Raw genomic sequence first — 14,054 nt, 5'->3', positions numbered from 1 at the left:
GCTGAACATCGCTGTCGCCAACTGGTGGGCCCCAACCGGCCTGGGCGGCAACGGCTTCAGTGCGCCATCAGGATCGGCAGCGGCGCATCGGCGAGCAACCCGCGCGTCACCCCGCCGAACAGCATCTGGCGCATGCGGCTGTGGCCATAGGCGCCCTGCACGATCCACGCCGCTTCAATTTCGGCGGCCACGCTGCGGATTACCTGTTCGACACTGACAGCGTCACCGGCGCGTTCGATCACTTCGGCATGGATGGCGTGGCGCGACAGAAAGGCTGCCGCGACACGCGCGGTATAGGGCGTGTCCTTTTCGGCGACCGTCAACAGCGTCACACTCTGCGCGAGTTTGAGCATGGGCAGCGCCGCCCGCACCGCCGTGGCGGCTTCCTCGCTGCCATCCCAGCACACCAAGGCCGCCCCGGCCACATCAATGCCTGTGGCCCCTTCGGGCATGGCCAGCACCGGCGCCGGCGCACGGATGGCGACATCGCCGGTTCGGCCGAGTTGCAGCGCCCCCTGGTGGGCAAAGGGTCCGGCGCTCATCACCACCACATCGGCCAGCCGCGCATGTTCGACCAGTTGGTCGCTGGCATCGCCATCGGCTGCCCGCCATTCCCAGCTGACGCCTTCGCGTTCCAGACGCGCTTCAATGGTGACGCGTTCGTCCTTGCGGCGGGCCTCCACCGCATCGATCAACGTGGTGATCGGAAACGCGCCCATCCCGGTATCACCCAGCGCATAGGCGGCATAGGGCATCACCGACAGGCAGACCAAATGGCCGCCGCTGGCGCGCGCCAGATCGAACGCCGCGTTCAGCCGGGACTCCTGCCCATCATCGCCTTCGATATGCACCAGGATCGTCTTCATCGCGCATTTCCCTTTTTGCCTTGGCACCAGTGTCGCCAATGCCGGGAACGCGCGGAATCCGGGTCAATGCGTAAGCGTATCTACTTGGCCGGCGGCTTTGCCGTCAGCGCGATGGCGAGGCCAACCAGGGCGAGGATGATGCCGGCCACGGCGGTGGCGGTCCACTGCCAGTCTTCCAGGAACGTCGAAAGCGCCATGGCCACCACTGGCACCACCACGCCATTCCAGGCCGCCTGCCCCGGCCCGACGGTGCGGATCAGCACATAATAGAGGCTGAACGCCACCGCCGACGCGACAATGCCGAGATAGGCCAGGCCCGCAAGATAGATGGGATCGAACGAGATCACCGGCGGCCCCGCCAGCGCCCAGGCCAGCACGCCATCAAACAAGGCGCCCCAGGCCATCGCCCAGGCGATGCCGGCCTCCAACGGCATGGCGCGGCCAAAGCTGGTGCCCTGCAACACATTGGCGATGCTGGCCGACAGCACGCCGCCAAAGGCCAGCGCCAGCCCCAACCCCATCGCGCCATTTCCCGGGCGAGCCAGATCGGGTGCGAACAACAGGCCGACCCCGGCCAGGCCGATGATGCTGCCCAGCACGAAGCGCGGCGTCACGCGCTGACCGAGGAACAGCGCGGCCAGCAGCGTGTTGAACACCAGCAGGAACGCGAAGGTCAGGCTGACCAGCCCGGACGCGAGATATTGTTCGGAGCGATAGACCAGGTTGAAATTCAGCACGAACTGGCTGATCGCCACCAGGATCGCAAAGCCGTGCTGCCGCAGCGACAATCGCAGCGATTTGCGGCGCACGATGCACAAGCCGAACATCACGCCCGCGCCCAGCACGAAACGCCAGGTGACTGACCAGCTGGCCGGCACCTCACCCAATTGGGTACGGATCACGAACCAGGTGCAGCCCCAGATCAGCGTGCAGCCGATGAACGCCCCCCAGGCTTGCGGCGTGAAGCGCCCGGCGGGTGACGTGCTGCCGGCGGGCGCTGCGCTGCCGGCCATCAGCCGGCGGCCAGGACGGCAGCCAGTCGATCGACGCCTTCCGGCGGCGTGTCCCAGCTCACCACCAGACGCGCTTCGTTCGAACCGGCGGACCCCCAATCATAGAACAGAAAGCCCTGCGCGCGCAGCCGCTCCGGCTCGCCGGGCGCCAGTTGCACGAAGACTTCATTGGCCTCCACCGGATGGAGCAGGCGATCGCTGGCCGCGCGGGCCAACACTTGCGCGCCTCCATTGGCCGCCGCCGCATTGCGCAGCCACACGTCATCGGTGACCATGGCGAGGATCTGCGCGGCGTTGAACCGGCCTTTCGAAGGCATTTGCCCGGCCCGCTTGCGCCGCCAGCGCAGTTGATCGGCCAGAGTGAGATCGAACAGCACAATGGCTTCGGCCGACAGGCCGCCATTCTTGATGCAGCCAAAGCTGAGCATATCCATATCGGCCACCAGATCGGCTGGCGGGCAGCCGAGGAACGCCGCCGCATTGGCAAAGCGCGCGCCATCCATATGCAGGCGCCAGCCCTGCGACCTGGCATGGGCCGCCAGCGCCGCCAGCTCAGCCGGGCGATACACCGTGCCGCATTCAGTGGCCTGGGTGATCGACAGGGCCGCCATCTGCACCTGATGCACATCGCCGCGATGGCTGGCCAGGCCTGCATCGATGCTGGCGGGAGTCAGCTTGCCATGGTCGCCGGGGCAGAGCAGCAGCTTGGCGCCGCCGGTGAAAAACTCCGGCGCGCCGCATTCATCGACATGGATGTGGGCTTCGGCGTGGCAGGCCACCGCGCCCCAAGGCGGCACCAGGCAAGCCAGCGCCAGTGCGTTGGCGGCCGTGCCGGTCGAGACCGGCAGCACCGCACAGGGCCGGCCGAACAGATCCGCAAACACCGCATCGAGCCGGCCAGACCAATCGTCGCCATCATAGCCCGCGGGCTGCGCCGGCGCTGCGGCTGCCACCGCCGCCATCACCGCCGGGCATGCCGCAGCGGCATTGTCAGACATGAAATTGGCGATCTGGATCATGGCCCTTCCGATAGGGATGCCGATACCCTCCGGTCAATGCCGGACGCGCCTGCCACTTGTCGCAGCAAGGCAAGCGGGCGGCCTTGAGCATGGCAACGGCGGCCGCCCGCAGGCGACCGCCGTGTCCGCAACCCGGCCCTGCCGGCTTCGCGATCAGAACGCGAAGTTGAGGGTGGCGCGGCCGCCGTGATCGTCGTTGCTCTTCCCGATCAGACCCGAATAACCGAGGCTGAAGCGGATCGTATCCGAGATGTTCACGCCGACATCGGCCTGCAGCGACAGCGCATCCCGATCCATCTGCACCGAACGGATCAGGCTGTTCTGGCCCACGGCCGGGATGCCGATCACCGTCGCCGCACTGCGGTCCCCGCCCGTGTTCTGCCACGATGCCGCTGCGCTCAGCGCCACCTTGCCATCGGCAACATTGCCGCCGAACCGCGCACCCAGGTTGGTGACCGAGATGTCATAGGCCTGCTTGGTCGCAGCCAGTGCCGCCACACCGCCGGTTTCGGCCAGCCGGCCCATATCGGCCTTCACATAGGTGAAGCGCGCGAACGGTTCGATCCGCGTGTCGGCCGCAGCCGCCAGATCCCAGGCCAGTTCACCAAAGATCTGATAGCTGGTGCCGGTGGTGGTCCCCGCCAGCGTCTGCGCGAAGCTCGGCAGGCTGACGGCGCGTCCGCCGTTGGTGCGGGCGCCAGCGACGCTGACGCCGCCATTCACGACTACGCCGCCATCCTGACGATAGCCGGCATAAACCATACCGCCAACGGTTTCGACATTCGAGCTGCCGCCCAGCAGCTGATATTCGACATTGGTGCTGGTGTAGTGGAACGCGCCGCCAACCGTCACGTTTCCCTTGGCCCAATCGATACCGGTGATGACGCCGCGCTGATCGGCGGTGAAGGCTGTTGCCGCCCCGCTGGTCCGGCTCTTGCCCCACGAACCGGCGCCGCGCAGCCAGAAGGTGATCGTGCGATCACCATCGTTGCTGCTCACCTGCTGGCCGCCGAGCGAAGCCAGGCCGCCATTCAGGCGATCCAGGGCCGATTCCCGGACCACACGGCTGCTGTCGATCACCACACGGCGCTCGGTCGCGCGCTGTTCACCCGACATCTGCCGCAGCGTTTGCGGCAGGGCCGAACCGGCGTTGGCATAGACGTTGAAGAACGCCTGCGGGTTGTAGCCGCCAGCCACGGCCCGATCGAAGGCGTTGGCCACTTCCAGCGCGTTGCCGGAGATGCCGCCAAAGCGGTTGCCCAGCGTCAGCAGGCTTTGCGGCGCCAGACGTATGTTGATGCCCGTGGCGGTGTAATCCAGCAGCGGGTTGAAGGCGATGCCGAACTGATCGAGGCCGGTGACGGTGGCAAAGGTGCCAGTGCGGGTTGCGCCGCTGGCCACCGTGAACGACGTGCTGAACTGGCTGAAGATCGGCGACATGCCCGGCACCACGGCCAGCGTGCCACTCACGGTCAACGCACCGCCCGCCGTGATGCGATCGGTCCCCGACGCCGTGATGTTGACCGTATAGGTGCCGGCCAATGTGGCCGCACCCGTAACGGTGAGCGTCGCGGCGTTGGTGGTGGCCGGCGCGCCCGGGTTCACCGAACCGCCTGCCAGAACATTGAGCGCGCCAACCGTGCCGGTGCCGGTGATCGCCGCACCCGAATTGACCGTGACCGGGGAGACCAGCGCGCCGGTGACATTGAGCGTACCTGCCGCCACCGTGGTGGCACCGGTGTAGGTGCTGGCGCCGGTGAGGTTGAGCACACCGCTGCCTGCCTTCGACACGCCGCCGGCGCCCGACGCCACACCCGACAATGTATAGGTGACGGCCTGCGTATCGACCGTGGTGATACCGGTTCCCAGCGTGATGGCGTTGGCCACGGTCAGATCGGCATTGCCGGCCTGCAGCGTGGTGCCGCCGGTGGTCGTCAGGCGGCCGGTGCCCAGCGCTGCGCCGTTGCCGGTGCGGATGGTGCCGCCAACCAGCGTGGTGCCACCCGCAAAGCTGTTCTGGACGCCCAGCACCAGCAGGCCGGCGCCGGTCTTGTTGATCGAACCGGCACCCGACATGGTGCCGCCCAGAATGAGCGTCAAACCGGTATCGACATTGACGGTGCCCACGCCGGCGGTGCTGATCATATTGGCCAGTGCCACCGTCTGCGTGTTGATGTTGACGCCGGCGTTCACCTTGCTGTTCAGCGTTGTGCTGTCGGCCATGGCCAGAGCGCCCGTACCCAGCGCGGCGTTGTTGCCCACCGTGATGATGCCGGCATTCAGCGACGTGCCACCCGTGTAGGTGTTGGCCGCATTCAGCACCAGATTGCTGCCATTGCTGGTGAGCGAGGTGCCGCTGATCACACCATCGACTGTCAGCGTCGTGCCCGGATCAACCAGCAGCGAACCACCGCCACTTCCCAAGCTGATCGCCCGCGCCGTGGTGAAGCTGGCCGTCGTGCGCAGCACGCCGCCGATCAGCGTGACACCGCCGGCCACATTGCCCAGATTGACATCCTGGCTCACCTGAAGCGTCGTACCGGTCATCACCGTACCGCCGGTGTAGCTGTTCACACCAGTCAGAATCAGCGCATCACCCACGGCAGCCGCCGTGTCGATCACTGACAGCGGACCGGCGCCGGAAATCACACCACCCAGTGTGAAGACGCGGCCGAAGACATCGGCCGTCATGCCGCTGGCCATGGCAATGTTGTTTGCCAGCGTCACACCCGTATTGCCGGCCTGCAGGATGGTGCCCGCTGCGGCCGTCAAGGCGCCGGTGCCCAGCGCTAGACTGTTCCCTGCCCTGATGGTGCCGGCGTTGAGCGCCGTGCCGCCACGGTAATCGTTGGCGCCGTTCAGCACCAAAATGCCCGACTGCGTCTTGGTGAGCGCGCCGTCGCCGCTGATCACACCGTCCAGCGTGAAGATGCCGCTGGTGCTTTCGACGATCAGGTTGCTGCCGGTGCTGAGCACCACGTTGTTGGCGAGGGCCAGCCCGGTCCGGCCGGCGGCCAGCGTCGTCGCCCGGCCCGCGACCGGGGTGGCGACCGGCGCGAACACGGTGAGCATACCACCAATGCCAAGTGCCGTGCCGCTGTCGATGGTGATCCGGCCATCCCGCAGCTGCGAATTGCCCGTGAAGTCGCTGTTGGCGCCGTTGAGCACCAGCGTGGCCGCACTGGCCTTGATCAAGGTGCCGGCGCCGGTGAAGCCGCCGTTCAGCACCAGATCGTTGCTGCCGCCCAGCCAGCTGCCGCCGTTCAACACGAAGTTGTTGGTCAGCGTCCGCGTTGCGCCGCTGACGTTGTACAGCCCGGTTGCGGCGGCCATCGTAACCGTGCCGCTGCCGACCGCCGTGTTCGAACCGACATACACCACGCTGCGCGCGCTGATGGTCGTGCCGCCCGCATAGTCGTTGGTGCCCGACAGCGTGAGCGTGCCGAAATCGCTGGTCACCAGCGAACCGGCGCCGGTCACATTGCCGGCCAGCGTCAGCGCGGAGCCATCGGTCACGATCGAACCGTCGTTGTTGAAGCTGAGCGATGTGCCCTGCAGATCGAACGTGGTTGCACCCTCGCCCAGCACCACATTGTTGCCAAGGGTGATCGTGACACCGGCCGGATCGTTCACGCCGGCGTTCACCGTCGTGCCACCGGTGGTCCGCAAAATGCCGTTGCCGATCGACTTGCTGTTGGTCACGGTCAGCGAACCAGCCGTCAGGTGGGTGTCGCCGTTGTAGGCATTGACGCCAGACAGGATCAGGTTGCCCGTCCCCGTTTTGGTGATCGATCCATTGCCTGACACTTCGCCAGCCAGGGCGAAGCTGCCTGCGCCGCTGTCGATGGTGCCGGCCGCTTGCGTGATCACTGCATTGGCAACCGACAACATGTTGCCAGCATTGGCCAGCGTGGTGTTGCCGTTCAACGTGATGGCGCCCGTGCCCGCGCCGAGGGCCGAATTCAGCTGCAACGTGCCGGCCTGCACGATGATGCCGCCAGAGAAGTTGATGTTGTTGCCGCCCAGCGCCAGCGTACCGGCATTCTGCTTGCGCAGCAGGCCATCACCCTGGATCTGGCTGTTGATCGTCGCCGTCACGTCCGCGTCGGTCGAAACGAACATGCCGGTGCCAACGCCGGTGCTCTGATTGTCCAGCACACCACCGGTCAGCACATAGCCATTGGTGGCAAACTGCAAGCCTTGCGCGTTGAACGTCTGCGCCAGCGTGACTGTGCCTGCCGTGCCGGCAAACACCGCAACGCTGCCGTTGATCCAATTGGTGTTGAGCTGGCTGTCCGGCACGCCGGTCCAGTTTGAACCATTCGCCGACCAGGTGCCTGAACCGCCGTCGGCGATCGCGCTGCCACCCGTCGTATCGGCGCCGTCCCAATACAGGACAAATGTGCCCGGATTGGTGACGATCAGATTGACCTGGCCAGGAACCAGCGTCTGCACAGCGCCAGTGAAAGCGCCCGGCAGGCCCTGCACCAACATGTTGGTGGAACCTGGCATGAGGGCGCCCTGATAGGTGATCAGGTTGTAAACACCCAGTCCAAAGGTTGCGCCGAGCGCTTGCGATTCGCGGACCGTCAGGCGACCACCAAGCCGCAGGTTCGTCGTTACGATCTGGTCGTTGCGCGGACCGCCATTCACATAGGCATCGCCCAGGTCGACGACCAGCGACGACTGGTCGTTGAGCAACAGCGTGCCGATGTTCAACCGGCCAACCTGGCCGCTGCCACCGATACCGGCCGAAAGCGCGCCCGCGTTCATCACTTCGACGATGCCATTGATTATGCCCGTGCCCGACAGGGTCGCACCGGCACGCACGTTGGTCCGCTGGCTGGCATTGGTCAGCGTGCCGGTCACGACCAGTTCGCCCTGCGCCACCTCGATCTGCGCCGCGATGCTGTTGGCCGCATTGGCCAGCGTCACCGTGCCCATCCCAACCTTGTTGAACACGTTGGTGTTCGCACCTGACACGATACCGTTCAACACGAAATCGCCGTTGCCGCCTACGGTGGCATTCGAACCGTTGATCGCGATATTATTGGCGATCGTGCGCGTGGTGCCACCCGTGTTGTTGCGGATGCCAGCGTCCTGATTGATGTTGACCGTGTTGTTTCGGCCCAGCGCGCTGTTGTGGCCAACCACGACGACTGTGCTGTTCAGATTCACATCGCCGGTGAAGTCGTTGTTGCCGTTGATGACGATCTGGCCCGCGGTTGCGTTGCTGGTGGTGAAACCACCGTCGCCGGTGATCGTGCCGTCGAGCACCAGATTGGTGCCGTTAGAGCTGACTGCACCGGTCACCGGATCGACGGTCTGCATCGTGCCGACCAGGTCGATCGTCGTCTGGCCGCCGGCCAGGGTGATGTTGTTGCTCAGCGCAATCGTGCCGACACCCGGTGCCAGCCCGGCGACGAGCGTCGTATCAGCCTGCGTAGTCAGGCGACCCGTGGCGATGGATTGGCCGTCTTCGATACGCAGTGTGCCGGCGTTCAGATTGGTGCCGTTGGCATAGTCGTTGGTACCGGTCAGCGTCAGACGGCCAGCGCCGATCTTGGTCAGCGCGCCATCGCCGGTGATGGTGCCGTCCAGGCGCACATCATTCGCAACCGTGTTGATGATGGCGGTGAAGCCGGTTGCGATCGCAATATTGCGCGCCGAGGTCACGTCCGCCGTGAACCGCAGGGTCGTGGGCGAAGCTGGCGCCAGCAGCGTCGTGCCACTGAAGCTGACACCCGTGCCACCGACACCGAGCGCGCCATCGCTGGCAATCGAAACCATGCCGCTGGTGATGACCGTGCCACCGCCATAGCTGTTGGCAGCATTGCCGAGCACGAGCGTACCGCCACCGTCCTTCACCAACTGACCGGCACCACCGATCGGGCCATTGGCTGTCAGCGTTGTGCCCGGCAGCGTCAGGATCCGTTCCGTGCCCGTGAGCGTGATCGTCCGGTTCGTCGTGAAGCTGCCCTGCACGCCGAAGATGGCATTGTTCAACGTCAGCGTGTTGGCCACGTTGCCGAGACCGCTATTGGCGCTCACAACCAGCAACGTGCTGGTAACGCTGACATCGCCGATGAACGTGTTGGCCCCGCCAAATGAAAGACCGGTGGTGACGTTGGCCGGGCCGACATCAAAGATCGACAGCGCGCCGTTGCCGCTGATCCGGCCATTGATTGTCATGGCGCCACGATTGGCATCAAAGTTGACCGCACCGCCAAGCACGATGCCGGTCGTGTTGGGGGTGTTCACAAACACACCCATGGTGCCCTGCAGCGTGGTGTTGGCCGCAAACGTCGCGTTGCCGACCCCGCCGAGCGAAGTGTTCGCGCCGATGCGAACCGTGCCTTCATTGACGGCCAGACCGCCGGTAAAGCTGTTGTTGCCGTTGAGGATCAGCGTGCCTGTGCCGGACTTGGCCAAGCCATTGGTGCCGGCAATTGCGGTGTTGATGGTGGCTGTGTTGCCGCCGACATTGATCGCCCCGTTGTTGACGTTCAGCGTGCCGGCACCGCCCAGCACATAGCCATTGTCGGTGAAATTGATCGTGCCGAACTGCCGCACGCCCTGAACATCCACCGCGCCGCCCGGCGTGGTGCCGCCGGAACCAGGGCCAACGCCCGGAATTCGGCCGAACTGCACCACCTGGGTGGGGCTGTCGGCATAAGCCAAGTTGAACAGGCCGTCGCTGTTGGTGAAGTTGGTGAGCGCGCCATTCCACGTGCCGGGGCCGCCCTGGACGATGCCATCGATCGGTGTGCCGTTGCCGTCGAAGAAATAGGTGCCGTTGTACGCGACATTGAACAGCACGTTGCCCGCGCCTGTGGCCAAGCCGGGCATCGTTGTGGTCGTCACCGAATATGTGACGCCGGCCGGCGGATTGAGCAGATCATACCCGGCCGGCAGCGGCAGGGCACCGTTGGAGAGCGTGACGCCACCGTCCGCCAACAGATTGCCATATTGGAACAGGGTATAGCTGCCGACGCCGATGTTGAAGTTGGCGCCGGCCCGCACCTGCAGCAGGCCATCCAGCGTCAGATTGCCGGCCACAATCGCCAGATCGTTGGTCATGGCAACGGTATTGATGACATCCAGATCCCAGATGAGATTCGTGGCGTTGCTGATCACCAGATTGCCGCCAAAGTTCAACGTGCCGGGGCTGTTGCCGGGGCTGATCGTGGCGCCGTCAGCAAAGATCGAATCGCCACCGGTCGTTCCGGCACCGGTCACTTTCGTGCCAAAGCCTGCGTTGATGCCGCCGGCGATCGAGCCTTCCAGATCGATCTCACCCGCGGTCAGCAGGATGGTCCCGCTGTAGGTGCTGACGCCGTTCAGGCCCAGCACGCCGCTGCCGATCTTGGTAAGATTGTCCGCGCCCGACAGTGCGCCCGTCAAGGTGAACCGGCCGCTGCCGCTGTCCAGAGTCGTGGCTGCGCCAGCTTCGATCTGAAGGGCATTGCCGATGCTGACGTTACCAACCCCGCTCAGCGTGGCGCCGTTGAACAACTGCACCAGCCCGCCGGGATTGCCCAACGCATTGGAAACGGCAACCCGCAGGTCGCCCCCCAGCACCTGGGTGCTGGCGAAATTGTTGCCAGCGTTGCCAAGGATCAACGTGCCCGTGTCGCCCTTGCGCAACTGGCTGCCGCTGATGAGACCATTGGCGGTAAGTGTTTCGACACCGGTCACGTCGATCTGGCCGAAGCTGCCGGCCAGGGTGATGTCGCGCGTGGTGGTGAAGCTGCCGGTGGCCTGCAAACGACCTTCGTTGATCGTCACGTCATTCGCCGCTGCACCCAGCGCGCCGTCGGTGGCGACGGAGACGGTGGCGTTTGGCCCGATGACCAAATCACCAGCAAAATCATTGTTGGCATTGGCCAGGATGGCCACGCCATTGAACGGTGCCCCGCCCACGTTGGTCACGGTCAGGCCGCCGGTGCCGCCGATACGGTTGTTGAACTGCGTGGTGAACTGGTTGGTGGCGATCGTGCCGCCGCCATTCAAGGTAACAGCGTTGGCCAGAACCAGGTTCGCACCTGCGGCCAGCGATCCGCCCGCCAGCGTGATCGGGCCCGCGCCTGCCGCATTGCTGTTGTTCAGCTGAAGCGTGGCACCCGCGCCCGTTACCGTGCTGCTGCCAAACCCGTTCATCCCGGTCAGGATGATCGTGCCATTGGGCGTGAAATTGATCGCGCCACTACCATTAATGGTGCCGGACAGCGTGCTGGTGCCAGCCAGCGGCTGGGTGATAACGACGTTACCACTGACGTTGAGGCCATAGCCGAACGTCTGCCCGGCCGTAAGCGACAAGGTCGAGCCATCGCCAAGGTCCAGCACATTGCCGGCATTGCCCAGCGCATTGCTGTCCAGCAGACTGACCAAGCCGTTCATGATGCTGACAGGGCCCGTGAATAAGTTGGCAGCACCAAGGATCAATTCGCCGGGACCCGTCTTGGTGAAGCCGCCTGACCCGTCGATGACGTTGCTGAGAATCAGCAGATTGTCGCTATCGAAGGTCACCCCGCCATTGATGGTGATCTTGTTGCTCACCGTGACCTGGCCGATATAAGATCCCAACGTCGTGCCAGCCGCCATGACCAGGCCATCAGCACCCAGGCCATCATCATCCTTGATGTTGATACGGCCGGCGTTGAGGAATGTGCCACCCGAATAGCTGTTGACGTTGCCGAAATTCAGCGTGCCGCCGCCGATCTTGGTCAGGCCACCGGCGCCGTCAATGGCCACGTTGATCGTCGCCGTCATGCCACTGGCCACGTTGATGGTGGTGGACAGACCAGTCAGGTTTTCAGCCGAATCTTCAGGGTTGATGACATACCCATCGGTCAGGAAGTGGAGCTCTTCGAACCTACGGGATTCCGTAAGCCTGACCGTGCCAGCGGCCCCCTGGAAAAAGGCGCGGCTGACATTCAGTTCGTTACCCCACGGCACGATGGTAACGCCTGTCGCATCAGTCCAGTTGGTGCCGGCCGGCGTCCAGTCACCACTACCGCCATTGACACCGTTTACCCCACCGTTGCCGAACGGCCCGACACCGTCCCAATAATAATCCGGGACCGTGACATTCAAATCGACAAAGCCGCTTCCGGCAAAGATGTTATAGTTGAAGCCGCCTGGCAGCGTGCCGAGGCCAAGCGTGCCGGCCAAGGTGCCGGCATAGGTGAACAACCGATAGGTGCCGGCGCCGAAGCCGGCCAGCGGGTTGACATTCAGAACGCCGCCAAGATTGAGGTTGCCGTTCACCACCACAAGATCGTTGGGCGGGGTAACGGTGCTGATGCTCGGCGCGCCGAGATCAAAGCGCAGGGACGAACCACCAGCAAGGGTCAGATTGTTCAGGGTCAGCTTGCCGATGGCATTGGCACCCATGGTCGCATCGCCCGGCGACAAGATACCGCCGGAATTGACCGTCGTCGTGCCGGCGGCAACAATGCCAGTTCCGGCAAACGTCCCGCCGTTCACCGCTACATTGTTTTCCAACCGGCCGGTCAGATTCAAGGTGCCAGCACTTACGGCCAAACCACCGCTCAGGATATTTTTCGTGCCCGCACCAGCGGCGGCATTGGAAATCGTCAACGTGCCGGCACCGGCCTTGGTCAGGCCAAGAAATTGCCCCGTACCCGTGTTGGCATCATGCAACCGGCCCGAAAACACTGCGTCCAAACCAGCCGTGTCGATCGTCCCGTTGGTAGTGCCAACCACCGCCGCGCCGGTCACGGCCCGGTTGATCGTCAGGCCCGGTGCAAGCATCGCAATGCGCGTGCCGGAATTTTCAAAGCGTATCCGCGAACTCGATGCCACGGCGCCGGCGCTGCCGATGCCCAACACGCCGGCCTGGACGCGCGTCTCCCCGGTGTAGGTGTTGGTGCCGCTCAACGCCACTGTGCCAGCCCCGCCCGAAGCCGCCAGCACCACGGACCGCGTACCAGCGATCTCACCCGAGAAACCGAATGTCGTGCCAGAATTGCCGGCCTCCGCCGTCAGCGTCGCGGTACCGGCCGTAAAGACGTTGCTCAGGGTCACACCCGCGGCCGGGTTCAGCAAAGCGAGCACACCACCGCCAAAGATCACCGCGCCGTCACCGAGCGCCGCATTGGAACCGACTTCCACCCGGCCACCCAAAATGGTTGTCCCGCCCAAATGCGTATTGCTGCCGGCCAGGCGCAAGGTCGAAGCCGTGTTCGACTTGGTCAGGCTGCCTGGGCCACTGATGTCACCGTTGAGCCGCAGCGCCGTCGTTGTGCTCGGCGTTACGACCAGATTGGAATCCAGCACGATATTGTTGCCAAGAGACACCACGCCCAGACCATTGAGGGTGGACAGCGTTGCAGCGCCGGTCACAGTCAGCACGCCACTACCAAGGGCATTGTCAGAGCCTACCTGAATACCGCCAGCTTCCAGGGTGATGGCCCCGGTCGTGTTGGTCGGCGCCAGGCCGGGATTGGTATTGGCGAACACCTGGGTGCCGGCGCCGCGCTTCAATATGGCGACATTGCCCTGAAGACCGCCATTGAACACCCGGGTCACATCGCTGTTGATCGTCAGCGTTGCCGTGCCGACCGTGTTGGTCACAATCGCCCCAGCATCACCCATCAGATAGGTGATCGCGTTGTTGAAACCAGCGAGATCCACCGTCGCAGTCGTCCCGACACTGGGCGAAATCAGCAAAAACGCATTGGGCGAAAGCGCGCTTGTCGATCCCGCCGCCAGAGTCCCGGCAAATACCCGCAGACCAGAGGCACCCGAAAAATTGTTGTTGCCGGAAAGCGTAACTGTGCCGGTTCCGCGCTTTTCGAAGCTCAGACCTGCCACCAGATTACCGGCGAAATTCAGATTGGTGTTATTGGTCAGCCGCAGAAGACCGTTGGTGATCACCATCGGGTTGTTCAACGGCGCCCCGACAAAATTTGTGACGCTGACTATGCCGCTGGGGTTGTTCGCCGTGATATCATATGTCTGCGCCGACGCCGGAACCAGCGCGGTGCCCGCCAGCATCGCTGCTGCGGCCGAACGCCCGATCTGCCATGCGATGCGCTTGCCGCGCGACTTCGTATCCAGTCCAACGGTGGAATACGAAGTGCGGACTTGAAACATGAGCCTCCAGGTAAATTACATGCCGATACAGACCC

5 protein-coding genes are annotated in these 14,054 nt (G+C 64.3%); 1 reads left to right on the top strand and 4 read right to left on the bottom strand.

Translation table 11 applies throughout. The annotated features are described in order from the left end of the window. Window positions 1-56: 56 nt before the first annotated feature. From AC6UUM_RS07090 to AC6UUM_RS07075, 4 genes are all read right to left on the bottom strand, one after another. Entirely contained in the window at window positions 57-866 is an 810-nt protein-coding gene (locus tag AC6UUM_RS07090; RefSeq protein ID WP_500804627.1) for a universal stress protein, read from the bottom strand. Between the two features lie 80 nt (window positions 867-946). Beyond that, window positions 947-1,879: a DMT family transporter gene (locus tag AC6UUM_RS07085; RefSeq protein ID WP_500804626.1), complete on the bottom strand. Its 933-nt coding sequence runs from the start codon at window positions 1,877-1,879 to the stop codon at window positions 947-949. After that, window positions 1,879-2,898 carry a threonine aldolase family protein gene (locus tag AC6UUM_RS07080; protein ID WP_500804625.1) on the bottom strand — a complete coding sequence of 340 codons (1,020 nt, stop codon included), beginning with the start codon at window positions 2,896-2,898 and terminating at the stop codon, window positions 1,879-1,881. The genes AC6UUM_RS07085 and AC6UUM_RS07080 overlap by 1 nt, the downstream gene beginning before the upstream one ends. A 153-nt stretch (window positions 2,899-3,051) precedes the next feature. Then, the gene (locus tag AC6UUM_RS07075; protein WP_500804624.1) at window positions 3,052-13,803 is read right to left on the bottom strand and encodes an autotransporter-associated beta strand repeat-containing protein; all 10,752 of its coding nucleotides are present in this window, start codon (window positions 13,801-13,803) and stop codon (window positions 3,052-3,054) included. Between AC6UUM_RS07075 and AC6UUM_RS07070 the strand changes: the two genes are divergently transcribed. Next, window positions 13,790-14,014: a hypothetical protein gene (locus AC6UUM_RS07070; RefSeq protein ID WP_500804623.1), complete on the top strand. Its 225-nt coding sequence runs from the start codon at window positions 13,790-13,792 to the stop codon at window positions 14,012-14,014. The two genes, AC6UUM_RS07075 and AC6UUM_RS07070, sit on opposite strands and share 14 nt — an antisense overlap. Window positions 14,015-14,054: the final 40 nt, after the last annotated feature.

The sequence above is a fragment of the Sandarakinorhabdus sp. genome (genome assembly GCF_987265915.1).
Note: the sequence above shows the minus strand (reverse complement) of the source record. Positions and strands in the feature narration are given on the sequence as shown.

Bases quoted from the DNA above. Each gene is read 5' to 3' on its own strand.
- AC6UUM_RS07090 (WP_500804627.1), bottom strand. From the start codon at position 866: ATGAAGACGATCCTGGTGCATATCGAAGGCGATGATGGGCAGGAGTCC.
- AC6UUM_RS07085 (WP_500804626.1), bottom strand. From the start codon at position 1,879: ATGGCCGGCAGCGCAGCGCCCGCCGGCAGCACGTCACCCGCCGGGCGC.
- AC6UUM_RS07080 (WP_500804625.1), bottom strand. From the start codon at position 2,898: ATGATCCAGATCGCCAATTTCATGTCTGACAATGCCGCTGCGGCATGC.
- AC6UUM_RS07075 (WP_500804624.1), bottom strand. From the start codon at position 13,803: ATGGTGATCACCAACGGTCTTCTGCGGCTGACCAATAACACCAATCTG.